The sequence below is a fragment of the Citrobacter sp. Cu231 genome (assembly GCF_030332265.1).
In the GTDB taxonomy this organism is placed as follows: Bacteria; Pseudomonadota; Gammaproteobacteria; order Enterobacterales; family Enterobacteriaceae; genus Citrobacter; species Citrobacter meridianamericanus.
Genome location: NZ_JAOWIE010000029.1, coordinates 215,932 through 242,423 on the forward strand (window position 1 = coordinate 215,932; position 26,492 = coordinate 242,423).

26 protein-coding genes are annotated in these 26,492 nt (G+C 53.1%); 11 read left to right on the forward strand and 15 right to left on the reverse strand.

Annotated elements, in window-relative coordinates; all coding sequences use genetic code 11:
* Nucleotides 1-210 precede the first annotated feature (210 nt).
* On the reverse strand, nt 211-870 hold the full coding sequence (rpiA, locus tag OGY15_RS04060) for a ribose-5-phosphate isomerase RpiA (RefSeq protein WP_016154364.1): 660 nt from the start codon (nt 868-870) through the stop codon (nt 211-213).
* 170 nt (nt 871-1,040) lie between these two features.
* On the opposite strand from rpiA, the gene argP reads away from it, so the two are divergent.
* The 5 genes from argP (at nt 1,041) to scpC (ending at nt 7,586) form a co-directional block, all read left to right on the forward strand.
* Nucleotides 1,041-1,934: a DNA-binding transcriptional regulator ArgP gene (gene argP, locus OGY15_RS04065; RefSeq protein WP_003026988.1), complete on the forward strand. Its 894-nt coding sequence runs from the start codon at nt 1,041-1,043 to the stop codon at nt 1,932-1,934.
* A 232-nt stretch (nt 1,935-2,166) separates the two neighbouring features.
* Nucleotides 2,167-4,311 carry a methylmalonyl-CoA mutase gene (gene scpA / locus OGY15_RS04070; RefSeq protein WP_286538426.1) on the forward strand — a complete coding sequence of 715 codons (2,145 nt, stop codon included), beginning with the start codon at nt 2,167-2,169 and terminating at the stop codon, nt 4,309-4,311.
* Nucleotides 4,304-5,299 (forward strand): methylmalonyl Co-A mutase-associated GTPase MeaB, encoded by a 996-nt coding sequence (gene meaB, locus OGY15_RS04075; protein WP_151218328.1) that lies wholly within the window; start codon nt 4,304-4,306, stop codon nt 5,297-5,299. Before scpA ends, meaB begins: the two co-directional genes overlap by 8 nt.
* A gap of 10 nt (nt 5,300-5,309) precedes the next feature.
* The gene (scpB, locus tag OGY15_RS04080) at nt 5,310-6,095 is read left to right on the forward strand and encodes a methylmalonyl-CoA decarboxylase (protein WP_005123332.1); all 786 of its coding nucleotides are present in this window, start codon (nt 5,310-5,312) and stop codon (nt 6,093-6,095) included.
* Nucleotides 6,096-6,119: 24 nt separating this feature from the next.
* Entirely contained in the window at nt 6,120-7,586 is a 1,467-nt protein-coding gene (gene scpC, locus OGY15_RS04085) for a succinyl-CoA:acetate CoA-transferase ScpC (protein WP_187253176.1), read from the forward strand.
* On the opposite strand, the gene srsR is transcribed toward scpC, so the two are convergent.
* From srsR to OGY15_RS04130, 9 genes are all read right to left on the reverse strand, one after another.
* Nucleotides 7,583-8,479: a LysR family transcriptional regulator SrsR gene (gene srsR / locus OGY15_RS04090; protein WP_151218329.1), complete on the reverse strand. Its 897-nt coding sequence runs from the start codon at nt 8,477-8,479 to the stop codon at nt 7,583-7,585. The two genes, scpC and srsR, sit on opposite strands and share 4 nt — an antisense overlap.
* A 123-nt stretch (nt 8,480-8,602) precedes the next feature.
* The gene (locus tag OGY15_RS04095) at nt 8,603-9,349 is read right to left on the reverse strand and encodes an oxidative stress defense protein (protein ID WP_151218330.1); all 747 of its coding nucleotides are present in this window, start codon (nt 9,347-9,349) and stop codon (nt 8,603-8,605) included.
* Between the two features lie 93 nt (nt 9,350-9,442).
* Nucleotides 9,443-10,078, reverse strand: coding sequence for an arginine exporter ArgO (argO, locus tag OGY15_RS04100; protein WP_003027005.1), 636 nt, complete (start codon nt 10,076-10,078; stop codon nt 9,443-9,445).
* Between the two features lie 149 nt (nt 10,079-10,227).
* Nucleotides 10,228-11,088 carry a small-conductance mechanosensitive channel MscS gene (locus tag OGY15_RS04105; protein WP_151218331.1) on the reverse strand — a complete coding sequence of 287 codons (861 nt, stop codon included), beginning with the start codon at nt 11,086-11,088 and terminating at the stop codon, nt 10,228-10,230.
* A 125-nt stretch (nt 11,089-11,213) separates the two neighbouring features.
* The gene (gene allS, locus OGY15_RS04110; RefSeq protein ID WP_151218332.1) at nt 11,214-12,146 is read right to left on the reverse strand and encodes an HTH-type transcriptional activator AllS; all 933 of its coding nucleotides are present in this window, start codon (nt 12,144-12,146) and stop codon (nt 11,214-11,216) included.
* Entirely contained in the window at nt 12,064-12,936 is an 873-nt protein-coding gene (locus OGY15_RS04115; protein ID WP_187258976.1) for an oxamate carbamoyltransferase subunit AllH family protein, read from the reverse strand. The genes allS and OGY15_RS04115 overlap by 83 nt, the downstream gene beginning before the upstream one ends.
* A 38-nt stretch (nt 12,937-12,974) precedes the next feature.
* Nucleotides 12,975-14,237, reverse strand: coding sequence for a YlbE family protein (locus tag OGY15_RS04120; RefSeq protein ID WP_151218333.1), 1,263 nt, complete (start codon nt 14,235-14,237; stop codon nt 12,975-12,977).
* Nucleotides 14,238-14,253: 16 nt separating this feature from the next.
* Nucleotides 14,254-15,915, reverse strand: coding sequence for an acyl-CoA synthetase FdrA (locus tag OGY15_RS04125; protein WP_187258977.1), 1,662 nt, complete (start codon nt 15,913-15,915; stop codon nt 14,254-14,256).
* Between the two features lie 13 nt (nt 15,916-15,928).
* Nucleotides 15,929-17,152 carry an MFS transporter gene (locus tag OGY15_RS04130; RefSeq protein WP_151218335.1) on the reverse strand — a complete coding sequence of 408 codons (1,224 nt, stop codon included), beginning with the start codon at nt 17,150-17,152 and terminating at the stop codon, nt 15,929-15,931.
* A gap of 338 nt (nt 17,153-17,490) precedes the next feature.
* On the opposite strand from OGY15_RS04130, the gene OGY15_RS04135 reads away from it, so the two are divergent.
* The gene (locus tag OGY15_RS04135) at nt 17,491-18,396 is read left to right on the forward strand and encodes a carbamate kinase (protein ID WP_151218336.1); all 906 of its coding nucleotides are present in this window, start codon (nt 17,491-17,493) and stop codon (nt 18,394-18,396) included.
* A gap of 60 nt (nt 18,397-18,456) precedes the next feature.
* On the opposite strand, the gene fbaA is transcribed toward OGY15_RS04135, so the two are convergent.
* From fbaA to epd, 3 genes are all read right to left on the reverse strand, one after another.
* Nucleotides 18,457-19,536, reverse strand: coding sequence for a class II fructose-bisphosphate aldolase (gene fbaA, locus OGY15_RS04140; RefSeq protein WP_151218337.1), 1,080 nt, complete (start codon nt 19,534-19,536; stop codon nt 18,457-18,459).
* 88 nt (nt 19,537-19,624) lie between these two features.
* Nucleotides 19,625-20,788, reverse strand: coding sequence for a phosphoglycerate kinase (pgk, locus tag OGY15_RS04145; RefSeq protein ID WP_003027032.1), 1,164 nt, complete (start codon nt 20,786-20,788; stop codon nt 19,625-19,627).
* 39 nt (nt 20,789-20,827) lie between these two features.
* The gene (gene epd / locus OGY15_RS04150; protein ID WP_003027035.1) at nt 20,828-21,856 is read right to left on the reverse strand and encodes an erythrose-4-phosphate dehydrogenase; all 1,029 of its coding nucleotides are present in this window, start codon (nt 21,854-21,856) and stop codon (nt 20,828-20,830) included.
* A 374-nt stretch (nt 21,857-22,230) separates the two neighbouring features.
* Between epd and OGY15_RS04155 the strand changes: the two genes are divergently transcribed.
* The 5 genes from OGY15_RS04155 to OGY15_RS04175 are packed head-to-tail and all read left to right on the forward strand — an operon-like array spanning nt 22,231 to nt 25,309.
* The gene (locus tag OGY15_RS04155; protein ID WP_286538439.1) at nt 22,231-22,656 is read left to right on the forward strand and encodes a PPC domain-containing DNA-binding protein; all 426 of its coding nucleotides are present in this window, start codon (nt 22,231-22,233) and stop codon (nt 22,654-22,656) included.
* A 24-nt stretch (nt 22,657-22,680) separates the two neighbouring features.
* Complete coding sequence (locus OGY15_RS04160; RefSeq protein ID WP_003027040.1) at nt 22,681-23,259, forward strand: ECF transporter S component; 579 nt, start codon at nt 22,681-22,683, stop codon at nt 23,257-23,259.
* A complete protein-coding gene (locus OGY15_RS04165) occupies nt 23,260-23,967 on the forward strand; it encodes an energy-coupling factor transporter transmembrane component T (protein WP_151218339.1) in 708 nt (235 codons plus the stop codon).
* On the forward strand, nt 23,955-24,632 hold the full coding sequence (locus tag OGY15_RS04170; protein WP_151218340.1) for an ABC transporter ATP-binding protein: 678 nt from the start codon (nt 23,955-23,957) through the stop codon (nt 24,630-24,632). Before OGY15_RS04165 ends, OGY15_RS04170 begins: the two co-directional genes overlap by 13 nt.
* A complete protein-coding gene (locus OGY15_RS04175) occupies nt 24,626-25,309 on the forward strand; it encodes an ABC transporter ATP-binding protein (RefSeq protein WP_151218341.1) in 684 nt (227 codons plus the stop codon). Before OGY15_RS04170 ends, OGY15_RS04175 begins: the two co-directional genes overlap by 7 nt.
* Here OGY15_RS04175 and OGY15_RS04180 read toward each other — a convergent pair.
* Nucleotides 25,266-25,976 (reverse strand): nucleoside/nucleotide kinase family protein, encoded by a 711-nt coding sequence (locus OGY15_RS04180; protein ID WP_151218342.1) that lies wholly within the window; start codon nt 25,974-25,976, stop codon nt 25,266-25,268. The two genes, OGY15_RS04175 and OGY15_RS04180, sit on opposite strands and share 44 nt — an antisense overlap.
* Nucleotides 25,973-26,482 carry an MltR family transcriptional regulator gene (locus OGY15_RS04185; RefSeq protein ID WP_016154381.1) on the reverse strand — a complete coding sequence of 170 codons (510 nt, stop codon included), beginning with the start codon at nt 26,480-26,482 and terminating at the stop codon, nt 25,973-25,975. The genes OGY15_RS04180 and OGY15_RS04185 overlap by 4 nt, the downstream gene beginning before the upstream one ends.
* Nucleotides 26,483-26,492 lie beyond the last annotated feature (10 nt).

Consider the following 26,492-nt stretch of genomic DNA (forward strand, 5'->3'; position numbering starts at 1 on the left):
TCTTCAACATATCAAAAAATAATATTGCGGCAATATGAACGTTTGCGTCGCCGTGCTGAGGAAATGTCATTCAAAGGGGATTGTCAGAGGAATATACTGGCGATAACTTTTTCTTTGGAGAGATCGGCAGGACAATATTATAAACGTGACACAAGTCACCAAATTTGCCCTGCCAAAATTTTTTTAACCGGAGAAGACGCTCCCGTCAGATCATTTTACGATAGTTTTCACGCCGTCTGGCGTGCCGATCAGCGCAACATCCGCACCACGGTTGGCAAACAGGCCTACGGTTACCACACCTGGAATCGCATTGATGGCGTTTTCCAGCGCGATGGCGTCGAGGATTTCCAGACCGTGCACATCGAGGATTACGTTGCCGTTGTCCGTCACCACGCCCTGACGATATTCAGGACGACCGCCCAGCTTCACCAACTGGCGAGCCACTGCGCTGCGCGCCATTGGGATCACTTCAACCGGCAGTGGGAAGTTACCAAGAATATCGACTTCTTTGGACGCATCCGCAATGCAGATAAATTTCTTCGCCACCGAAGCAATGATTTTTTCACGGGTCAGCGCTGCGCCGCCGCCTTTAATCATCTGCATGTGGCCGTTGATTTCATCCGCGCCGTCGACGTATACGCCAAGGCTGTCCACTTCGTTAAGATCGAACACGTGGATGCCAAGGCTTTTGAGTTTTTCGGTCGAGGCATCCGAACTGGACACCGCGCCTTCAATCTGACCTTTCATTGTGCCCAGCGCATCAATAAAGTGTGCGGCTGTTGAACCTGTACCTACGCCCACAATGGTACCGGGCTGTACATACTGAAGTGCCGCCCATCCTACTGCTTTTTTCAGTTCATCCTGCGTCATGATCGTTTCGCCTGTGGTGTGAATATGGTGGGAAAATTCACGCGCATTATAGAACATTGTGCAGAAAAATGTCCCCACACCCGCTCCCAAGCGGCGGATTTCGTCTTTACCCAACCTAAATTTGTGTCATAGTGCAGAACAAGCAAAAATTTCAGGAGTGCGTCAAAGCAATGAAACGTCCGGACTACAGAACACTACAAGCACTGGATGCGGTTATTCGTGAACGGGGATTTGAGCGCGCGGCGCAAAAGCTGTGCATTACGCAATCCGCAGTTTCACAACGCATAAAACAGCTTGAAAATATGTTCGGACAACCGCTGCTGGTGCGTACCGTACCACCACGCCCTACCGAACAGGGGCAGAAACTGCTGGCGCTTTTGCGTCAGGTTGAACTGCTGGAAGACGAGTGGTTGGGCGATGAACAAACCGGCTCGACGCCGCTGCTGCTCTCGCTGGCGGTGAACGCCGACAGTCTGGCGACCTGGTTACTTCCGGCGTTAGCCCCGGTACTGGCCAATTCACCGATTCGCCTGAACCTGCAAGTTGAGGATGAAACGCGCACCCAGGAACGTCTGCGTCGCGGTGAAGTGGTCGGTGCGGTGAGTATCCAACATCAGGCACTGCCAAGCTGTCTGGTGGATAAACTTGGCGCGCTGGACTACCTGTTTGTTGGCTCCAAACCTTTCGCCGAGCGTTATTTCCCTAACGGCGTCACCCGCTCCGCCCTGCTGAAAGCCCCGGCGGTAGCGTTTGACCATCTTGATGATATGCACCAGGCGTTCTTGCAACAAAACTTCGACCTGCCGCCGGGAAGCGTGCCGTGCCACATCGTTAACTCGTCTGAAGCCTTCGTGCAGTTGGCGCGTCAGGGCACCACCTGCTGCATGATCCCGCACTTACAGATTGAGAAAGAGCTGGAAAGCGGCGAGCTGATCGACTTAACGCCAGGTCTGTTCCAGCGTCGGATGCTGTACTGGCACCGTTTTGCACCGGAAAGCCGCATGATGCGCAACGTTACCGACGCGCTGCTGGAATACGGGCACAAGGTGTTGCGTCAGGATTAAACCGTTTATTGCGCCAGAGTGCCGGATGGCGGCGTAACGCCTTATCCGGCCCACAAGCCTTTACCCTCTATTCATGCTATTCCGGCCACTTCTTTGAAATACATCACAAAATAAAATATTCCACGCGGCAAAAAACGACGCCCTGTTGGCTATTTTTTGCTGGCGACAAGCCAAATGAAAAAGCACACCGTATTCGCAAAGATTCAACTTATTGCGTAATACGGAGCAGAAAATGGCAAACGTGCAGGAGTGGCAAACACTCGCCAACAAAGAACTCAGTCGACGGGAAAAAACCGTTGAGTCCCTGGAAAAACAGACGGCGGAAGGGATTGCCATCAAGCCGCTGTACACCGAAGCGGACCTCGATAATCTGGAAGTAACAGGCACCCTCCCCGGTCTGCCGCCTTACGTGCGCGGTCCACGCGCCACCATGTATACAGCGCAGCCGTGGACCATTCGCCAATACGCCGGTTTCTCTACCGCCAAAGAATCCAACGCTTTTTACCGCCGCAACCTCGCCGCCGGGCAGAAAGGGCTTTCCGTCGCCTTTGACCTTGCCACCCATCGTGGTTATGACTCAGACAACCCGCGCGTGGCGGGTGACGTCGGCAAAGCGGGTGTGGCGATCGATACCGTCGAGGATATGAAGGTACTGTTCGACCAGATCCCGCTGGATAAGATGTCGGTATCAATGACCATGAACGGCGCTGTGCTGCCGGTGCTGGCGTTTTATATCGTCGCTGCTGAAGAACAAGGTGTAACGCCGGAACAGCTCACCGGGACCATTCAGAACGATATTCTGAAAGAGTACTTGTGCCGCAACACCTATATTTATCCGCCAAAGCCCTCCATGCGCATTATCGCCGACATCATCGCCTGGTGTTCCAGCAATATGCCGCGCTATAACACCATCAGCATCAGCGGTTATCACATGGGCGAAGCCGGGGCAAACTGCGTACAGCAAGTGGCGTTTACACTGGCTGACGGTATTGAATACATCAAGGCCGCACTTTCCGCCGGGCTGAAAATTGATGACTTCGCACCGCGTCTGTCGTTTTTCTTCGGCATCGGTATGGATCTGTTTATGAACGTCGCCATGCTGCGCGCGGCGCGATATTTGTGGAGCGAAGCGGTCAGCAGTTTTGGTGCCACTAACCCGAAATCTCTCGCTCTGCGTACCCACTGCCAGACGTCCGGCTGGAGCCTGACTGAGCAGGACCCCTACAACAACGTGGTGCGAACCACCATTGAAGCGCTCGGCGCCACGCTTGGCGGTACTCAGTCCCTGCATACCAACGCCTTTGATGAAGCGCTCGGTCTGCCCACCGATTTCTCCGCCCGTATTGCGCGTAATACGCAGATCATCATTCAGGAAGAGTCAGAGATCTGCCGCACTGTTGATCCACTGGCCGGATCGTATTACGTCGAATCTCTGACCGACCAAATCGTGAAGCAAGCGCGCACGATCATCAGGCAGATAGATGAGGCTGGCGGCATGGCGAAGGCGATCGAAGCCGGATTGCCTAAACGGATGATCGAAGAAGCCTCCGCACGTGAACAGTCGCTGATCGACCAGGGTAAGCGCGTCATCGTCGGGGTGAATAAGTACAAACTGGATAAAGAAGACGAGACGTCGGTGCTGGAGATCGACAACGTGAAGGTGCGCAACGAGCAAATTGCCTCGCTGCAGCATATCCGCGCTACCCGCGACAATAATGCCGTTAACGCCGCACTGTCCGCGCTAACCCACGCCGCGCAGCATAATGAAAACCTGCTGGCAGCCGCCGTCAACGCCGCCCGCGTTCGCGCCACGCTCGGTGAAATCTCCGACGCGCTGGAAGCCGCCTTTGACCGATATCTGGTTCCCAGCCAGTGCGTCACTGGAGTGATTGCGCAAAGCTACCACCAGTCCGACAAATCCGCCGATGAGTTCGATGCCATTGTTGCGCAAACAGAACGGTTTCTCGCAGAAAATGGCCGCCGCCCGCGCATTCTGATCGCCAAGATGGGGCAAGATGGTCACGATCGCGGCGCGAAAGTGATCGCCAGCGCCTACTCCGATCTCGGCTTCGATGTCGATCTCAGCCCGATGTTCTCCACACCAGAAGAGATCGCCCGCCTGGCGGTAGAAAACGATGTACATGTAGTTGGCGCCTCATCGCTGGCGGCGGGTCATAAAACATTAATCCCGGAACTGGTCACCGCGCTCAAAGGTTGGGGACGCGAGGATATATGCGTCGTCGCCGGAGGGGTAATTCCACCACAGGATTACGCTTTCCTGCACGAGCATGGCGTGGCCGAAATTTATGGCCCCGGCACACCAATGCTCGACAGCGTTCGTGATGTGTTAACCCGAATCAGTCAGCATCATGATTAACGCCGCCACGCTTGAGGATACCGTCCGCCGCTTGCGACTTGGCGAACGGGCTACGCTCGCCCAGGCAATGACGCTGGTCGAAAGTAGTCACCCGCGCCACCAACCGCTGAGTACGCAATTGCTGGATGCGATTATGCCGTTCACCGGTAACGCCCTGCGCTTAGGGATCACCGGCACGCCGGGTGCGGGTAAAAGTACCTTTCTGGAAGCCTTCGGTATGCTATTAATTCGCCGGGGGTTACGCGTGGCGGTGATCGCCGTGGATCCCAGTAGCCCGGTCAGCGGCGGCAGTATTCTCGGTGATAAAACCCGCATGACGGAACTGGCCCGCGCAGAATCTGCGTTTATTCGCCCGGTTCCGTCCAGCGGGCATTTAGGTGGCGCCAGCCAGCGTGCCCGTGAATTAATGCTGCTGTGCGAAGCGGCTGGCTTCGACGTGGTGATTGTGGAAACCGTCGGCGTTGGGCAGTCAGAAACCGAAGTCGCAGGCATGGTGGATTGCTTTATCTCACTGCAAATTGCCGGCGGTGGAGACGATTTGCAGGGCATCAAAAAAGGCCTGATGGAAATGGCGGATCTGATTGTCATCAACAAAGACGACGGTGATAACCGTACCAGCGTTGCCATCGCCCGTCATATGTACGAATCCGCCCTGCATATTCTGCGCCGCAAATATGACGAGTGGCGGCCACAGGTTCTGACCTGTAGCGCCCTGGAAAAACGCGGTATTGAGGAGGTCTGGCAGGCGATAACCGACTTTAAAACATGCATTACCGCCAGCGGTCGACTGGAAAAAGTCCGCCAGCAGCAGGCGGTGGACTGGTTACACCATCAGGCTGAAGAAGAAGCACTGCATCTGCTGTTTGCCCGTACTGATTTTGACCGCTATTTCCAGCAGACGCTACAGGCCGTCAAAAATAACGATCTGTCGCCGCGCACCGGTCTGCGGCATATCAGCGAATTTATCCAGCATCATTACTTTCACTAAAGAGAACATTATGTCTTATCAATACGTCAACGTGGTCATCATCCAGAAAGTCGCGGTTATTGAGTTCAACTACGCCCGCAAGCTCAATGCACTGAGCAAAGTGTTTATTGACGATCTGATGCAGGCGCTGAGCGACCTCAATCGTGCGGAAATTCGCTGCATCATTCTGCGCGCACCGAGCGGGGCTAAGGTGTTCTCTGCCGGACATGATATTCATGAACTCCCCACCGGACGTCGCGATCCGCTGTCTTATGATGATCCGTTGCGTCAGATCACCCGCATGATCCAAAAATATCCGAAGCCGGTGATCTCTATGGTCGAAGGCAGCGTCTGGGGCGGCGCGTTTGAAATGATCATGAGTTCCGATCTGATCATCGCTGCTGAAACCTCCACCTTCTCGATGACTCCGGTCAACCTCGGTGTGCCGTATAACCTGGTAGGCATTCACAACCTGACGCGCGACGCCGGTTTTCACATCGTTAAAGAGCTGATTTTTACCGCTTCGCCCATCACCGCTCAACGCGCCATGGCGGTCGGGATCCTCAACCATGTTGTTCCCGCCGAGGAACTGGAAGATTTCACCCTGCAAATGGCGCACCACATCTCGGAAAAAGCGCCGCTGGCAATCGCCGTCATCAAAGAAGAACTGCGCGTGCTGGGGGAAGCGCACACCATGAACTCAGACGAATTTGAGCGTATTCAGGGCATGCGCCGCGCGGTGTACGACAGCGAGGATTATCAGGAAGGGATGAACGCGTTTATGGAAAAACGTAAACCTAATTTTGTCGGCCATTAATCACGTCCGAGGAAGGAGACGGCCATGAAACGGATGAGCGCAGAACAAGCGGCAGAAATTATCCAGCACGATGATATGGTGGCGTTCAGCGGCTTTACCCCCGCGGGTTCGCCAAAAGCGTTACCCACCGCAATTGCCCAACGCGCCTGTGAGCAACATCAGACCGGGCAGCCTTTTCAGATCCGCCTGCTGACCGGAGCATCAATTGGTGCCGCTGCTGATGATGCCCTGTCTGCGGCGGATGCCGTTTCCTGGCGTGCGCCTTATCAAACATCCTCTGGCCTGCGAGAGAAAATTAACCAGGGCCAGGTGAGGTTTGTCGATCTCCATTTGAGCGAGGTCGCACAGATGGTTAATTACGGCTTTTTTGGCGAGATCGACGTTGCCGTTATTGAAGCCTCCGCTATTGCGCCAGACGGCCGGATTTGGCTTTCCAGCGGTATTGGTAACGCGCCCACGTGGCTTCTGCAGGCCAAAAAGGTGATTATCGAGCTGAATCATTACCATAATCCGCGCGTGGCAGAGTTTGCCGACATCGTAATACCCGGCGCACCGCCGCGGCGTAACAGCGTGCCCATTTTTCATACCATGGATCGCGTGGGTAGCCAGTGCGTGCAGATAGACCCCAGGAAAGTGGTTGCGGTGGTGGATACCGAACTGCCCGATGCCGGAAAAGCGTCAGATAAAACCAATCCGGTCAGCCAACAAATTGCCGATAACGTGGTCACTTTTCTGTTGGCAGAAATGGCGCACAAACGCATTCCAGCTGAGTTTCTGCCCTTACAAAGCGGCGTGGGTAATATCAACAACGCGGTGATGGCGCGACTGGGGGAGAATCCGGATATCCCGCCCTTTATGATGTATTCGGAGGTGTTGCAGGAGTCGGTGGTACATCTGCTGGAAACAGGCAAGATAACCGGCGCCAGCGCTTCCAGTCTGACCATTTCAGCCCCGTCGCTACAGAAGATTTACGACAACATGGACTTCTTCGCCAGCCGAATTGTGCTGCGCCCGCAGGAGATTTCCAATAACCCGGAAATCATTCGTCGACTGGGGGTCATTGCGCTCAACGTTGGCCTGGAGTTTGATATCTACGGCCATGCCAATTCCACGCACGTTGCGGGCGTGAACCTGATGAACGGCATCGGTGGTAGCGGGGATTTCGAGCGCAACGCCTACCTTTCTATCTTTATGGCGCCGTCGATTGCCAAGGGTGGGAAAATCTCAACCATCGTACCGATGTGTAGTCATGTCGACCACAGCGAACATAGCGTTAAGGTGATTGTGACCGAACAAGGGATTGCCGATCTGCGCGGGTTATCTCCGATGCAGCGGGCGCACACGATTATTGATAACTGTGCGCATCCGCTTTACAGAGATTATTTGCACCGCTATCTGGAAAAAGCGCCCGGCGGGCATATCCATCACGATCTCAGCCATGCGTTCGATCTGCATCGCAACCTTCTGGAAACAGGCTCAATGCTCGGTTAGCTTGCCGTACCGTCACGATCTTCAGCAATATGCTGGAGCATGGTGGCGGTATAGCGATGATTTTTCAGCGAATAAAGAAACTCCTGCATGTACATTGGGTTACCTGGCGCATCGAAATATTTCAGCGTAGACGGGTTCACCAGGCGCCAGGCGAAATGCGGGATCACCGTCAAAAACTGCCCACGCTCCACCGCGCTAATCTTGGCCATGAAGCTGTACGGACGGTAGATAATCGTCGGGTTGATCCCACAGGGTCGCATGTAAGCATCCAGCATCGCCTCAAAGTTGGCGCGATTCTGGAAGCGCATTTGCAGCCAGGGAAGCTCGCGAAGTAGGTCCTGCGGCTGTTTTTCTTCGTAGCGCCGGGAAACGAGGAACCCCAGACGCAGCGGAGACAGTTCGCTGATCGCCAGATTTTCCAGCTCCTGCACGCGCGGAGAAACATGCTGCGGTGAGATAATAAAATCCAGTTTACGGTCGAACAGGTTATCAATTACCCCATTCTCGCTGAATTCAACGGCCTGGGCCGTCACGCCATCATACTTATCGCCAAGGCTGATCAACTGGTCAAAAATAATCGTCGGGTAGGTATTGTCGATGCCGATGACGATTTCCCGCGAGCGGCGAGAAGCGTTATGGATTTCGTTATCAATGGCAGAAAGGCGCTGATAAACGGGAAACAGCTTCTGATACAGCTCCTGTCCGGCTTTATTCAGGCTGATGTTGTTGTCTTTGCGGGTAAACAGCGTATAGCCGATTTGATCTTCCAGTGCGGCAATGCTTTTACCGAAAGGTGATGCGGTCATATGTATTTTTTCTGCCGCTCTGGCGATGTTATTGGTTTGCGCCAGCAGAATGAAATTACGCATCTTTTTTGAGATAAAAATATCCATAGCATCCCCTTAAAAATCGCTATGGCCTATCCTCATTACGGCGAAAAAAAAGACCGGATGTGAAGTCTCATTTTTACAGTTGCTCACAGAAAAAACCCGGCTGGAAAGCCGGGTCTGGAACGATTACTGAGTTTTAGCAGGCGTTGAGGCTGGCTGCCCCGCCGTCGGCTCAATCTGGAAGACGACATCAACCTGATCGTCAAACTGAATAACCGGCTGTTCGTAAGTTTCCTGAGCAGAGACAGCAGGCGCGGCATCGGCTTTCATCATCCGAACCATTGGGCTCGGCTGATAATTGGAAACGTGGTAGCGTACGCTGTAAACGGGACCCAGTTTGCTGTTAAAGCCCGCAGCCAGCTGTTCAGCCTGGTGAATTGCATCATCAATTGCCGCTTTACGCGCTTTATCTTTGTAAGCATCCGGTTGGGCAACGCCCAGCGATACCGAACGGATCTCATTCAGACCAGCTTTCAGCGCGCCATCGAGCAGAGCGTTGAGCTTGTCCAGTTGGCGCAGTGTGACTTCAACGGTACGCACCGCACGATACCCTTTGAGAATACTTTTACCATTCTGGTAGTCGTAGTCCGGCTGGGTACGCAGGTTGGCCGCGCTAATATCTTTCTTCGCTATCTGGTTCTGTTCAAGGAAGGACAGATATTGCGCCACGCGCTCATCGGCCTGCTTCTTCGCTGAAGCCGCATCCTTGGCGGCAACATTCACTTCAATTGCCAGCGTGGCGATGTCTGGGGTCGCATCCACGCTTGCCGTTCCGGAAGTCACGATGTGCGGTCCATTTGGCAACTCATTTGCCTGTACCGATAGTGCGCTGAATCCGACTAATGCCGCCAGGGCCATTATTTTGAACTTCACGGTCGTTCCTCCATGTTTCATTAATTACCCCGAAACTCAGGGCACATGCAGGCAAGCTTAGCCGATCTCGCCGCGTTGTCCATCAGACAACACTTAGTTGAACAACGCATGAACGTGCGCAACACCTTCTTTTGCCAGTTGAAAAGCGATAAACCACATCACTAATCCTACCAGCGTATTGATGATGCGCTGCGCTTTAGCAGTACGCAGACGCGGAGCCAGCCAGGCCGCCAGCAATGCCAGACCGAAGAACCACAGGAAAGATGCGCTAACGGTACCCAGCGCAAACCAGCGCTTTGGCTCCACGTCCAGTTGCCCCCCCAGACTCCCCAGCACCACAAAAGTATCCAGATAAACGTGTGGGTTGAGCCAGGTCACCGCCAGCATGGTGGCGATGATTTTCCAACGCCCCTGCTTCATTACTTCGGCGCTGGCCAGTTCCAGATTACTGCTCATCGCCGTTTTTAGCGCACCAAAACCATACCAGAGCAGAAACGCCACACCGCCCCAAGTGACCAGCGCCATCAGCCACGGCGACTGCATCAGCAAGGCGCTACCGCCAAAGATCCCCGCACAAATCAGCACTAAATCGCTTATAGCGCAGAGTAAAGCAATCATGATGTGATACTGGCGACGAATCCCTTGGTTCATCACGAAAGCATTTTGCGGACCAAGCGGAAGTATCATGGCCGCACCAAGCGCAAGCCCTTGAAAGTAATACGATAACACGTTAATTATCCCGAACTATTTCTCTTAGGAGCAGACTATAGCGCGAGAAAATCATTAGCGGAAATTGATAATTTTAATCGGAGATTAGGGAAATTAATGGAAAGGAAGTTTTGTCGGCCCGGAAAGCGAAAGCGCCTCCGGGCGCGTAATTACTCTACAGCGCTCTCTTTCACGCGTTTGAAATTCACATCCATCTGCGGATACGGGAAGCTGATACCATTGGCATCGAACTCGCGCTTAATGCGTTCCAGCACGTCCCAGTAGACGCTTTGCAGATCGCTGCTGTTGCTCCAGACGCGTACGACAAAGTTAATTGAGGAAGCCCCCAGCTCATTCAGGCGAACCGTCATTTCACGGTCTTTAAGAATGCGATCTTCCGACTGGATGATATCGGTGAGAATTTTTTTCACCTGATCGATATCGGAGTCGTAAGCCACGCCGATAATAAATTCGTTACGACGAACCGGCTCGCGAGAGAAGTTAATGATGTTCCCGGCAATAATTTTACCATTCGGGATCACTACAATCTTACCGTCAACAGTACGCATGGTGGTGGAGAAAATCTGCACGTTGAGCACGGTTCCCGCTACGCCGCCGAGATCGACATACTCACCCGCACGGAACGGACGGAACATCACCAGCAGCACGCCTGCAGCGAGGTTGGACAGCGAACCTTGCAACGCCAGACCGACGGCTAAACCTGCGGCACCGAGAACGGCGATCACCGAGGCAGTTTGCACCCCAACACGGCCCAAAGCGGCAATCAGCGTGAAAGCGATAATACCGTAACGCACCAGTGCAGAAAGGAAGTCGGCAACGGTGGCATCAATTTTACGCGCCAGCATCAGGCGGTTAACGGTATTTGATACAATGCGTGCCACGATCATACCGATAATGACAATCGCGATAGCCGCAACGATGTTGACGGCATAGCTCAACAGCAGTTCCTGGTTCCGCACCAGCCAGGTGCCCGCACCGTTTATGCTGTCGACAACATTCAAATCTTCCATTTAGTATTCCTTGGTCATGTCAAAAAAGTCATGAGATCGTTCTCACAAAAACACTTTACTAAAGGTAAACAAAAAAGGCCGAACATGCCATTTTTCAACATGATCCAATAAAAGCATTCGTAAACTCAATAATCGGTTGGCCGATCAATCATCCGCAAGAACCCGCAGACCAGTGAATCTTTCTGCTTAAAGATTTCGGCAATTTCACTGACCACCTTTCCACTACCAGCATTCTTCCAGGCGATAGAGAGCGGTGACGGCTGACGTGGATTGATTACTTCACGTGCAACCAATGCCCCAGACTCAACATAAGGACGACACATCCGCTCCGGCAAGAAACCGACCCCGAGGCCGCTTAAATGGCAGGCCAGCTTGGTGCTGAGATCCGGAACTTTGATCTCCTTTTGGCCACTGAGCAGCCAGGCAACGCGGCGCGTAAGCGTGCGCGAGGTATCTTCAATATTAATCGCCGGGTAACGACGCAGCATATCGTCTGACAGTACAGGCGCTGGGTGGCAAGCCAGAGGATGATTCTGCGCCACCACAAACTGCCAGCTGATGTCACCGAGTGGTAACAGAGAAATATTATTGGACAACGACTCCGAACCGGTGACACCAATCGCTAGCTGGAAATCGTCATACAGCAGTGAATCCCAAACGCCCATATACACTTGTCGGGAAATCTGAAAGCGGGTAAAGGGGAACTGTTGATGCAGCCAGGTCAGCAAATCCGCTGTGGTTTGCGGCTGGTACAGCAGGTTATTGATAACAATATTCACCTGCCGTTCAACGCCCGCATTGATTTGCTGAAGTTCATCCGGCATCGCATCCAGCCAGTTGAGCCACTGCCGACAATGCTCTAGCAGATGCTGTCCGGCCAATGTCAGACTGACAGTGCGCGTAGTGCGCATGAAGAGTTGAGTCCCCACCTGCTCTTCCAGCGTTTTGATACGATAGCTAATCGCCGCTGGCGTTTTATGAAGCGAGTTGGCCGCGCGGGAAAAACTCTCCGTCTCTGCAACCCAAATAAAAGTGCGTATTGTTTCCTGATCGAGCATGCATTCTCCTTGGATCGGTCCTCTGTAACCACTGTTGAGCTATTGCTATCCCTAGCAATATATCTGCTCCCGAGGTATGACCAACAGCAAGCAGATGCGCAATTGCAAAATAAGACTCACGCCCCGGTTGTAAACCGCGTATGACCTTCTGCACTGATGTAGAAAACTCTCCCACTCTGGCGCTGTTCAAATAGCTGCAACTTACTGATGTAGTGAGTTTTGCCAGTTGAACCGCCGGAGGTAAAAAAAACTGAAGTTGCTCAGAAAACCCTGCTGCATACAGTACGGCCAGCATGCCAGTTAGCATGTCATCACCGCTAGGCGTCAGCCCAGGTCCACATCCGATCAGCCAGCTCCAGTCGGGGGTCATGCCGCAATACCAACAATCAAGCTGCTTAACAACCTCGGAATAGTGCAGCATAGTATGAAGCGGTTGATTTAGCGCTCCGCAGAGGCCACTGTGGTGAGCGCACAAAGAGAGGTCGACTGGGACAATGGCGATGGAGTTCATTGGAAATTGGAGTATGCGACGCGGGCAAATTTCGATGTTCTGTCCTCGCAGGGTATTTCCTTGTTTGATTAGCCATTCAATCTGCTCCACATGGGGAAACTGCGTGGTACTCAGCAATATGCCTGTCGGCCCCATTCCTTTCCCATGACGGAGCAGCGTCAATAACTCACCGTCAGGACGGCAAAAGTTAATCGCCTGCGTAAAACGGCTATGCCGTCTCCATTCGCCATCGGGAAGTCGATAAAACCCAGCGCAGGCCAGAGCATTAATTATCTTCATAAGCAATACTCCGGGGCGGCTTTGCCGCCCCTTCGCTATCAGGCGGTGATGTGATGCAGTTCGGCCAGCGCTTCAAGCGCTTTTTCAAAACAGAGAAGCGGTGCGCGTACGGTTCCCGCCCCAACCTGACCAATCCCCGCATCTTTATGCGCGATACCGGTATTAATCAGCGGCGTAATTCCTGTCTCTACGACACGACGAACATCCAGCCCCAGACATGCCCCTTTGAAATCCCATGAAGGAATCTGGAACAGCGGGTTGTTGGCAAGATAGATCTCCGCCATCTCTTCTGAGGTTTCCAGCGCCGCGCCCATACCACCCGCGCCGACGAAGCGCGTTACGCCCGGTGCCGCAATCATTGCCGCACCGCCAATCCCCAACGTTTCAGTGATGGCACTGTCGCCGATGTCCGGATTCGCATCAGCCTGGCTATAGCCGGTAAAAAACAATCCCTGAGGCGTATTTACCGGCGCGGTAAACCAGCGATCGCCAGTTCCGCTCACGCGAATGCCGAAATCACGACCGTTGCGCGTCATAGCGGTGACCACCGAGCCTGCCTTAATTTCCGCTGCGGCATCCATCACAGCTTTACTGTAGGCCATCGCCAGGTTGAGGAAGAACTGGTCAGTGACGCTCAGGAATTGCAGCACTTCAATGATTTCCGTCTTCGGACGATCAAGACCAGCGATCACCGGAGAAAGTGTACGCAGTAACAGAGAAGAGGCGGCAATATTACGCTGGTGGAACTCATCGCCCATGGTGATGGCCTGCGCCATCATTGCTGTCAGATCGACGCCGTTTTCCATCTGCGAGAGCGCTTCCTCTAGTACTGGCGCCAGCGTGTCGCGCATCCAGCGCAAGCGCTTTTGCACGTCATCACCGTAGGCGCCAAATCTCATCACTTTGCCAATACCCTCATTGAGGTTGCAGCAGGACTGGTTACCATGCACTACGTCACGCACCACCAGCACCGGCATATTAGCGGAGGTGATTCCCCCCATCGGACCTACCGCACCAACGTGATGGCAGGGGATAAAATCAATCTCACCCTGCTCCAGCATCCGCACGGCATCTTCTTCCGTCACCGCCCAGCCTTCAAACAATGATGCGCCAATGCAGGCTCCGCGCATTGGGCCGGTCATCTCTTCCCAGGCGATCGGCGGGCCAGCGTGCAATAATTTGCGTCCAGAAGACAATTCGGCCACTGCTTCTTTTGCTGGGCGCACAGCAACCCAGTGAGGACGTGCTGCTTTAATTCGTTCGATAATGGCTTCGTTGGCCTGTGCAATAGATGAATACATATCCGTACCTCTGAACTTAATGTAACTGTTTGAGTAAACTGGCAAGACGGGCATTGCCACCGGCAACAGGCGCCCACTGATAATGCACAACCGGCGTACCGCTGCTTTGCAGATCCAGCGCAAAGCTGCGTAATCCGGCGTTAATGACCTGTACGCCGTCAAGGAGTGCGCTATGGGATGCCGGGATACTACGTTCCTGGTGATGTGTCAGGTTGACGGCGAGTAAAACTGCCTCTTCCAGCGTTTCTACCACCGCTATCCCAGCCTCGCGAAGTATCTCCGCCTGCCCACCGCGCCCCTGCGGATCGGCATCGGTTCCGGTCAGAGTGGCAATCACCACCAGCGGGGCGGCACGTTTGGCTCGCACCTGCTCTACCGCCTCAACAACCGCTCCAGCCGGGTCAGCACAGGCGCCATAGCCCAGTACAACATCCAGAAGCAGTACGCCCACATCCGGCAACGCAGCCAGTTTTTCGATCTCAATGCTGCGAGTCGTAGGGTCAATCATCGGATGCGGTCTGCCCAAGGTGTAGCTGTCGTCCCCCAGGTCGACAATGCGATGACCACCGCCTTCAAGCATCACGCCCTGGTCGTGGCTTTCGCTAACGGGTACTCCCAGCCCGGCAGAGAGCAACATAGCGGCTTCAGCTGCCAACGTGCCGCCGGCGTACAGGCCGTAAATACCTTTACCTGCCACTTCAGGTTGAACCTGTCTCTGCTGCGCCACACGCATCAGCAATACCGCCAGTTGTGCAGCATCAGAAAGTGAATTCGCCAGCCAGACGTTACCTTCGCGACGCTGCTCAGGCTTGCTTCCCAGAAACAGCGCGACAACCGGTTTACCCACGTTTTGCATCGCGGCAATAATGCGGGTTCGTACCTGCGGTGACGGTGGTTTAGAGACAAATGCAATCACACGCGTGGCATCATCCGTAGCCAGCATTTCCAGTGCGGTCAATGCGCTGATACCGCCAACATCAGCACTCAGGTCGCGGCCCCCCAGACCGATGGCGTGGCTAACGCCCTGCTGGTGCAGTGCAATCTGCGAAGTAATTTCCTGAATCCCAGTGCCTGAAGCGCCAATCACGCCAATCCCGCCTTCAGGGAGTACGTTGGCGAAAGCTAATGGACTTCCGGCTATCATCGCCGTTCCGCAGTCTGGCCCCATGACGAGAAGCCCGCGCTCGCGCGCCAAGGTTTTCAGCTCAACTTCTTGCTCCAGCGGTACGTTATCGGAAAAGAGCATCACGTTTTTGTTCGCCAACAATCCCTCTTTGGCAACGGACGCGGCATACTCCCCAGCGACCGATATCAGCAACAGATTAGCCTGAGGCAATTTCTGGCACGCACTTTCGAAGCGACGTGCTTTAACCAGTTGATGCGAACTCCCCGACGCATTGGTAATCGCGTTCAGCTCTTTTTCCAGCTGCTCACGGATCAAATCCAATATCCCGAGCTCTTCGCGTTCGGTTCGGACCGCGACACAAATATCGTTTGGCGTGGCGTCAGCAAAGTCGTCGTGCCAGAATCCGGTGGAATCCAGCATCGATTTATTGGCTGGCGTTCCCATCATGACTGAAACCTGATCGACTTCCGGGCGTTCACTGAGTTTTCGGGAAATGATCATCAGGCTGACGGAATCCTGAAAACTTCCCTTTTTAATAAAGGCGTAAATCATTACCGCTACCTCTTTATGTGCGTTTTTCTTTTAAAAACAGCATTGCAACTAAACCGATAGCCAGCAGAGTGGCTGAAACATAAAAGCTGGAAGCCAGGCTTCCGGTCATATCACGTGCCGCGCCGGCAATAATGGGGGCAAGAATAGATGAGCTCATGCCGATGAAATTAAATAAACCAAATGCGGTGCTATAGTTATTTTCATCCACGCTGTCAGCAACCAGAGCAACCAGTACTGGATCAAGCGCCAGTTTACCCACCAGACCATAGACACACAGCGCAATGATTACCCCTGTCATATTCGGCATCCAAATAATTGACAGCATGCTGATAATCGCTATTGGCACCAGGAACATAATTAATGGCTTACGTTTGCCTAATTTGTCAGACAGGCTAGAGAATAACAGCGCGCCAGGAATTGAAATCCAGGCCACCAGCGAAGAGATAAATCCGGTTTCGCTACCAGCGATTCCACGCTCATTTTGCAGATAATAGGGAAGCCAGGTCAGGATAACGAAGAAACCGAACAGGCTACAGAACACCATTATATAAGTGATAATTAAGTTACGATTTTTCAGCAGGTCGCTGAACTTACCTTTTTTCACTGGCGCGCCATCGACGTCAGCGGTGCGTTTTTTCTCTTTCACGAATAGCCAGATTGCCACCCCGACCAACACAGAGGGAACCGCCATCGCATAAAACGGCATACGCCATGAATATCCCTGGTCGTATACCAGCCAGCTTGAGGTCATCAAACCCAGCGCAATACCAAAGGCCATACCACTGTTGATGATCGCACTGCCAAGAGAACGATATTTCTTCGGGATCTGCTCGGAAGAGAGACCGTATTGCGGACCGTAGTAGGTTCCTTCTCCAGCCCCCGTTACCACACGAGCAAATAGCAGTGTATACCAGCTTTTCGCCCAGCCGGTTACCGCGGTGAAAACACCAAATAGAATAAATCCTGGAACCAGTACTTTTTTCTTACCAATTTTATCGCCCAGAATTCCGGCTGGAACCTGAAGCAAAGCATAAGAAAAATAGAATACGGAATTAAGAATACCTAACTGTGTGCCGCTTAAACCAAATTCCTTTTCTAATTCGCCCATCACCGGATTGAGCACCGTACGGTCGGCGTACATAAAAATCCATCCGAGCCAGAACAGGAAAACGGTGACCCACCAGGCCGGTATTCCCTTTTTCTTTGTGGCCTCAGCCACTTCATATGAACCAGACATAAGCAATCTCCCGGTAATAATTACCGCTGAATACCCCATGTTACCTGACACGATACGTGAGGTTTGATGTTTTAACTGCGCCTACCTTATCGGGGTAAAAATGCATTTCATTTGAACAAAGTCACACAAAATCCATTGTTATAAATTCCTGGGAACTGACCATAGTATTATTAAAAAAAGTCTAATAATCATTTTCAAATCAATTTAAATAAAAAGACTGAAATAATAATTAATTATCGAGTTATTTTTGTAGATATTTGACCTGTCGTTCCCATCACATAATAAAGGTAATAAAACGCTATTTTGACCGCGAGATAATTTGCATAATGAGGTCCTCAATGAAAAAGAGAATTGTCATTGCTCTTGGCGGCAATGCGTTATTACAGCGCGGAGAAATTTTGAGCGCAGAAAACCAGCGGCGGAGCATTCAGGTATTTGCTGAGATGGCAGCCGAATTAGCCCGTGACTATCAGTTGGTCATTGTTCATGGTAACGGCCCTCAGGTTGGCCTGCTGGCGCTACAGAATGCAGCATACAAAGAATCCCCGGCCTGGCCGCTGGATATTCTGGTCGCGGAAAGCCAGGGAATGATCGGTTTCGCTATTACTCAGGAACTGGCGTCATCCGCGGGCAACTCTCCCGTCACAACGCTTATGACCCGGGTTGAGGTGGATCCGCAGGATGAAGCCTTCTCAGCTCCCGGTAAGTATATTGGCCCCGTGTATCAACCGGATCAACAGGCTGAGCTGGAAGCACGCTATGGCTGGCAGATGAAAACCGATGGGCAATATATTCGCCGCGTGGTTCCCTCACCAACTCCGCTGAAAATTCTCGATAGCGACGCCATCCGTACGCTGATGGATGCGGGACATACTGTGGTTTGCTGTGGCGGCGGCGGCATTCCGGTTATTGCACAGGGTGATGGTTACCAAGGAACCGAAGCCGTCATTGATAAGGATTTGACTGCTGCCGTTCTGGCACAATCCATCAACGCCGACCATCTGCTGATCCTGACAGACGCCGATGCCGTGTATGAAAACTGGGGAACTCCGCAAGCACGTGCACTACGACATGCTACCGTTGAGGAACTTACGCCATTTGCTGCACCTGATGGTGCGATGGGGCCTAAAGCGGCGGCGGTGATGCAATTTGTCAAACAGACCGGCAACGCGGCATTTATCGGCGCTCTGAAAGATGCTCCGCAGATTCTGGCCGGAGAAAAAGGCACTTGCGTGACACAGTAAACCGCGAAGAACAAAAAGGCTTCCCAGCGGAAGCCTTTTTGTTGTCATCAGCAGACTGAATTACAGAACGTCAACCGCGTTCAGTTCTTTGAAAGCCTGTTCCAGACGGGTGATCATGGTTGCCTGACCAGCACGCAGCCATACGCGCGGATCGTAGTATTTCTTGTTCGGCTGATCTTCGCCTTTCGGGTTGCCCAACTGGCCCTGCAGGTAAGCTTCGTTTGCTTTGTAGTAGTTCAGAACGCCTTCCCAGGTAGCCCATTGGGTATCGGTGTCGATGTTCATTTTCACTACGCCGTAGCTTACGGAGTCTTTAATTTCCTGAGCAGTAGAACCGGAACCGCCGTGGAAGACGAAGTTCAGGCTGTTGTGCGGCAGGTTATGTTTCTTAGAAACATAGTCCTGAGAGTCGCGCAGGATGGTCGGGGTCAGAACGACGTTACCTGGCTTGTAAACGCCGTGTACGTTACCGAAGGACGCAGCGATGGTGAAACGCGGGCTGATTTTGCTCAGCTCAGTGTATGCGTAATCAACGTCTTCCGGCTGGGTGTACAGTGCAGAAGCGTCCATGTGGCTGTTATCCACACCGTCTTCTTCACCACCGGTGCAACCCAGTTCGATTTCCAGAGTCATGCCCATTTTGGACATGCGTGCCAGATATTTGGAGCAGATTTCGATGTTCTCTTCCAGAGACTCTTCAGACAGGTCGATCATATGAGAAGAGAACAGCGGTTTGCCGGTTGCTGCGAAGTGTTTTTCACCCGCGTCCAGCAGACCGTCGATCCACGGCAGCAGTTTCTTCGCGCAGTGGTCAGTGTGCAGGATAACCGGAACACCGTAGTGCTCAGCCATCTGGTGAACGTGATGCGCGCCAGAGATAGCACCCAGGATTGCAGCACCCTGAGGAATGTCGGACTTCACGCCTTTACCCGCGATGAAAGAAGCACCACCGTTGGAGAATTGTACGATTACCGGCGCTTTAACTTTTGCAGCAGTTTCCAAAACGGCGTTGATGGAGTCGGTACCCACGCAGTTAACAGCTGGCAGAGCAAAGTTGTTTTCTTTAGCTACCTGGAAAACTTTCTGTACGTCATCACCAGTGATTACGCCTGGTTTTACGAAATCAAAAATTTTAGACATTTTACGAGTCCTGTATCTTCGGCCTTGGAAAGGGCGCGCGCCCTAAAGCGCGCTAAAATAAGGGCAGGTTTCCCTGCCCATTAAATTCTTACTTTTTAGCACGCTCTTCGAGCATGGCTACTGCTGGCAGTACTTTACCTTCGACGAATTCGAGGAATGCGCCGCCGCCAGTAGAGATGTAGGAGATTTTGTCAGCAATGCCGAACAGGTCGATTGCTGCCAGGGTGTCACCGCCGCCTGCGATAGAGAACGCTTCGCTGTCTGCGATGGCATTAGCAACGATTTCAGTACCTTTGCGGAAGTTCGGGAATTCGAACACGCCAACCGGGCCGTTCCACAGAATGGTTTTCGCATTCTTCAGGATGTCAGCCAACTGCTGTGCAGAAGCGTCGCCGATGTCCAGGATCTGTTCGTCTTCTTTAACGTCGCTAACGGATTTCAGAGTAGCCGGTGCGGTTTCAGAGAATTCAGTCGCTACGCGAACGTCGGTCGGAACCGGAATGTCGCAAGTGGTCAGCAGACGCTTAGCTTCGTCAACGAGATCTGCTTCGTACAGAGATTTGCCCACGTTGTGGCCTTGAGCAGCAACGAAGGTGTTCGCGATACCACCGCCAACAATCAGCTGGTCAGCGATTTTTGACAGGGAGTCCAGAACGGTCAGTTTGGTAGAAACTTTAGAACCACCAACGATAGCAACCATCGGACGAGCAGGTTCTTTCAGCGCTTTACCCAGTGCATCCAGCTCGGCAGCCAACAGCGGACCTGCACAAGCTACATCGGCGAATTTACCGATACCGTGAGTAGACGCCTGCGCACGGTGAGCGGTACCGAAAGCATCCATAACGAATACGTCGCACAGAGCAGCATATTTTTTGGACAGTGCTTCGTCGTCTTTCTTCTCGCCTTTGTTAAAGCGAACGTTTTCCAGAACAACCAGTTCACCGGCAGCGACTTCAACGCCGTCCAGGTAATCTTTTACCAGGCGAACCGGAGCAGACAGTTTGTCTTTCAGGTAGTTAACAACCGGCAGCAGAGAGAATTCTTCGTTGTACTCGCCTTCGGTAGGACGACCCAGGTGGGAAGTTACCATCACTTTAGCACCCTGTTTCAGGGCCAGTTCGATGGTCGGCAGGGAAGCACGAATACGTGCATCGCTGGTTACTTTCCCTTCTTTAACTGGTACGTTCAGGTCCGCACGGATAAAAACGCGTTTACCAGCCAGATCCAGATCGGTCATCTTAATTACAGACATGGTGAATCCTCTCGTTGATTCATAAAGTTTTGTCGACGCTCAAGCGTCGAGCCTGAAACCAATAGCAGCCATCGCTAACGTCGTGTCGAGCATACGGTTAGCAAAGCCCCATTCATTATCACACCAGACCAGCGTTTTGATCAGGTGAGCGCCACTCACGCGCGTTTGCGTACCATCAACGATGGCGCTGTGCGGGTCGTGGTTAAAATCTACAGAGACCAACGGTAATTCCGTATAGTCAACTATACCATGAAATGCACCCTGTGCTGCTTTTTGCAGCAACTGGTTGACTTCACTGGCTTTTACTGGTTTTTTCACCGTCACGCTTAAGTCGATCGCCGTCACATTTATGGTTGGTACACGCACCGCAATCGCTTCAAAACGATCGTTAAACTGCGGGAAAATTCTCGTGATGCCCGCCGCCAGTTTAGTATCAACCGGAATGATCGACTGACTGGCCGCTCGTGTGCGACGCAAGTCAGGATGATAAGCATCAATAACCTGCTGATCGTGCATCGCGGAGTGGATCGTGGTGACGGTACCAGACTCAATGCCGTAAGCATCATCCAGCAATTTAATGACGGGTATTATACAATTCGTGGTGCAGGAGGCATTGGAAACGATCCGGTGCTCAGCGCGCAGCTGATCCTGATTAACGCCAAACACAACGGTTGCGTCGATGTCGTGACTACCAGGATGTGAAAAGAGCACTTTCTTTGCGCCGGCGGCAATATGCGCCTCTCCGTGTTCGCGACTGCCGAAGACCCCCGTACAATCCAGCACAACGTCGACACCCAGTTCGCGCCATGGAAGCGCATCGAGCGTTCGCTCATGCAGAATGCGGATCGCATCATCGCCAACGATGAGCTGGTCTCGTTCCTGACGAACATCCCAGGCAAAACGCCCATGGCTGGTGTCATATTTCAACAAATGCGCCATGCCTGCAGCATCCGCCAGTTCGTTGATTGCCACCACGGTGATTTCCGCCCGACGCCCGGATTCATACAAAGCACGAACCACGTTGCGTCCGATGCGACCGAAACCATTAATCGCTACGCGTACGGTCATAGGTCTCCTGCAAGGATTTCTCAGAAACGATGTGGCAGACAGAGTAATGCAGCAAATCGCTCAGGGAAACCTTACCTGTCGCAAACTGCGACTAATTGGTTAATTGTCGAACATTTAATCGACTGAAACGCTTCAGCTAGAATAAGCGAAACGCGGAATAAAAGGAATGATTGTCCAGCAACAGAACACAGTTATCTGACTTACGTCACATTTTAACGTCCTTCAACGCGACTTTTATTCCATATTCCAGAATTACGAATAACCGTAGCAAGATTATTTCATTGCCATGTCACAAATCCTGATTTATATCAGAAAGCGCCTTAACCCGCGTCTATATTATCAGCGCTACGTCCGAGTCTCGGAGTTCCTCAACTATGACAACATTCTATTCCCAACCATCTGAAGCTCGCTTTCATGCGCTGCGTTTACTACCCGGCGAGGAAGTCTTTTCAGCGCTACATGCGTTTATCCAGCAACATCAACTACAGGCAGCCTGGATAGCGGGTTGCACCGGCAGTTTGACCAACGTTGCTCTGCGCTTCGCCGGATGTGAAGAAACCACCTTACACACGGGGGCGTGGGAAATTATCTCTCTGAACGGCACGCTGGAACTTACCGGCGAGCATCTCCATCTGGCGATTGCCGACCAGCACGGCGCGATGCTGGGCGGACACATGATGCCGGGTTGTACCGTGCGAACCACGCTGGAACTGGTGATTGGCGAGTTGGCGTCTCTGGCATTCAGCCGACAGCCCTGCGCCGTCTCCGGTTATGACGAACTGGTTATTTCATCCCGCTAACGCTTCACTTATTCGAGGTCTTCTATGGCGCGTCGCCAATTTTCCAGCCAGTCTCTGGTACTTATTGTCATTGCTATCGCCATCAACATGGTCGGCGGGCAACTCATCAGCATGTTGAAATTGCCTATTTTTCTCGACTCGATTGGCACGTTGATCAGCGCGGTGCTGTTAGGCCCGGTCGTGGGGATGCTAACCGGATTACTCACTAACCTGTTGTGGGGGCTTTTGACCGATCCTATTGCCGCCGCCTTCGCGCCTGTGGCGATGGTTATTGGACTGGTTGCCGGTTGGCTGGCACGGGCTGGATGGTTTCGCACCTTACCCAAAGTTGTGGTCAGCGGCGTGATCATCACACTTGCCGTGACCCTCGTTGCCGTGCCGATTCGCACGACCCTGTTTGGCGGCGTCACTGGCAGCGGTGCCGATCTTTTTGTTGCCTGGATGCACTCGGTCGGTCAGAACCTGGTGGAGTCCGTCGCCATCACCGTCATCGGAGCGAATCTGGTCGATAAAATCCTCACGGCAATCATCGTCTGGGTGCTGCTGCGACAACTTCCGCTGCGCACCACGCGTCATTTCCCTACGATGTCTGCCGTGCGCTAAATGCATCCGTTTACGTCGTTAACTCTGTGGGCGCTTGCCGCCTGCTCCACGCTCCTGCTGCCAGCCGGAGTGCCGCTCAGCTTGTACGGCGCCGCGACGTTCGTCAGTTTGTTATGTATGAAGGCTACGCGGTCGCGAGCGAAATACGTACTTTGGCTGATGATCCCCTTAGGGCTGGGGCTATGGCTGGTACACGGCGGATGGCTTACCGAGTGGATTAGCGGACAGCCACGCACGCCAGAGCGCTGGGCCAATGCCGTTACGCTCTGGCTGAGGATCCTGGCCATTGTGTCGACATCGCAGATATGGATGCAGTACGTACCGGTTTCGCGCTTTATGCGTGCTCTGTTCGCTTCCCGTCTGCCACCAGGCGTTGCCTACCTGTTTGCTGGCCCGCTGCTGGTGGTTGAACAACTCAAACGACAGCTGGCAATAATTCATGAGGCTCAGCGCGCACGCGGCGTACCGCTGGATGAGTCCTGGTACCAGCGTTTACGCGCCATGCCGGCATTGATTGTGCCGCTTACCCATAACGCGCTCAATGACCTGGCCGTTCGCGGTGCAGCGCTCGATATGCGGGGATTTCGCCTGCATCGCACTCGCACCACGCTTTGGGCGCCGCCAGACAGCACCTTACAACGTCTGGCCCGCTACGGCATGGCAGTTCTGATGGCGGTTGAGACCGGAGTCTGGATATGGTTACGTTAGAGCAGTTTCGCTATATTCCAACGCACGCTATGCGGCCATCCGTCTGTTACGACTTCCATTACGCCAGACCGGGTATGGTGGCTGTTTTTGGCGAGAACGGCAGCGGGAAAAGCACGCTGGCGCAGCTGATGGCTGGCTGGTACCCCGATTTCCTTCCGGGAGATATTGAAGGCACAGGCACGCTCCTGGGTAATCCCATCGGGCAACTGTCGCTGGTCGAGCAGTCGAGTACCATCCAGCTTGTGCAGCAGTCACCTTACCTGCAGCTTTCAGGTTGTACTTTCAGCGTGGAGGAAGAAGTGGCATTTGGCCCGGAAAATCTCTGCCTTACTGAGGTTGAAATTATGCAGCGCATAGATGCCGCCCTGACGCTGACAGAATGTCAGCCCCTGCGCCATCGTCATCCTAGTACCCTTTCCGGCGGGGAAACCCAACGGGTAGTCATTGCCAGCGCACTCGCCATGCAGCCGAAAATATTGATTCTGGATGAAGCGTTCAGCCGCCTGACGGCGCAAGCCACGGCAATGCTGCTGGCGCGACTGCAACAATGGGCACAGGAACGACATGCTTTGGTAATACTTTTCGAACGCAACCCTTCACCTTTTCTCAGCTACTGCCAGCAGGCATGGCAGCTGCGCGACGGAGCATTGTCACCACTATGCTAACGCTAGACCAGGTCAGTTTTCGCTGGCCGAACGCCGCCGATGACTGCTTACACAATATTTCGCTGGAACTCCAGGAGGGTGAATGGCTGGCGCTAACGGGCGATAATGGGGCAGGAAAATCCACGCTTCTGCGCATCATGGCCGGGCTACTGACGCCTTCATCCGGCACAATAACCGTGCAGAATCGCGCGATTGCGCAACTGAAAAATCGGGAGCGTGCCAGGGTGCTCGGCGTATTGTTTCAGGAGGCGGAGAATCAAATTTTTCACAGCAAGGTTGCAGAGGAAGTCGCATTCGGATTACGGCTACAGAAGCTTCCGGCGACTGAAATTGCGCAACGCACAATGGCGGCGCTGCGATTATGTCAGTTAGAGGATGTCGCCGGCGTGCACCCGCTCGATCTGCATACTGCACAAAGACGCATGGTTGCCGTCGCCAGCCTGGAAGCCCTCGCCCCCACTATTCTACTGCTGGATGAGCCCAGCCGGGACTTTGATGCGCACTGGCTTGGCGTCTTCGAAAACTGGCTGGCAGTGTGTCGTGCGCGTGGTGCCAGCGTTGTAGCGATCAGTCATGACGCTGCATTTACGCAGCGCCATTTTTCGCGCGTAGTACGGCTACACAACAAAAATCTCACGCCGTCCGATATGCGCCCTCAAGCGACATCTCCAGCATAAGATCTGCTGGCAGGCTATCTTCCAGCACCCGACGAACATTCGGTCCGTCGGTACGCTCATAAAATGCCTCAGCGTCAGCTTGTGAGAGTCCGCCAGCCAGTTTACGGCCTACCAGTCGCGTACGCAGCGCATTGGCTGGAGCGCGAATAAACAACGAGTAATCACAAAACTCGGCTAACGCTCGCCATCTGTCATCATTGCGCAATAACCAGTTTCCCTCCACAATCACCATCGGCGCAGTCACCCGTATGGCCTCTTCGACCGGATCGTGCTTTTGCCTATCGTATTGCGGCCAGAAGCCTTCCCCTTCCCTTATCTGGCGTAGATTCTGCGCAAGCTTATCCACATCAAAGGTTTCCGGCGCACCTTTGTATGCCCGCAGGTTATGGGCATCCAGCCAGCTGTTGTAGTGATGGAAGCCATCCATCGGCAGCGTCTGGATCTCCGGCAGACAAGGATCCTGAGCGCAGAGATATTCCCAGAAGGTAGTCAGCGTCGATTTACCCGTACCCGGTGGCGCGCAGAGAAAAACTATCGTACGTCGCTGCGGATTAGCGGCCTGTATTTTTGCCAGTTGCTGTAATAACGGTTTGTGGACGTTCTCTATCTCATCATCATGGTAATGTGCTTCAACCTGGAGCCCATTCACCGTTAGTTCGATTTTCACGGCGTTAATTCCTTTAAAATCGCCGTCACCGCCAGCGTCATTGCCGTCTTGACCATTGCGCTAAAGCGCACCTCGGACCACGCAGCAAAGTCGGCAAATTTCATTGACTCCAGCGCGCCGTACAGCGTTGCGTTGCGGGTAATACTGTTCACGTTGCTGACAAAATCCCAGGTGATGTCATCGGCAAAACCGGGAATATTATCCTGCTCGTTCAGGTACTGATAAAACTGGGAAAAATGGGTGATGTCGGCATAAAGCCATTTATCCATTTTTCCCAGCGCATAAATCAGACGTAACGCAACGTCGATATCGTCAAGCGGTCCACTCTGAGCGAGCAACGGCTTCACTGCATATTCCACGATCTCTTCATCGTTATTAACGAACAGCGACGGCAGAAAGCGCTTAATGCCCTGGAGCAAAATGTTATGTGCCGTCGTCATAAACGAAAGTAAATTATTTTGAGCATCCAGTTGCTCAAGCACATCGTCTTCTGTCAGCGTCGTCATTAGTTATCCG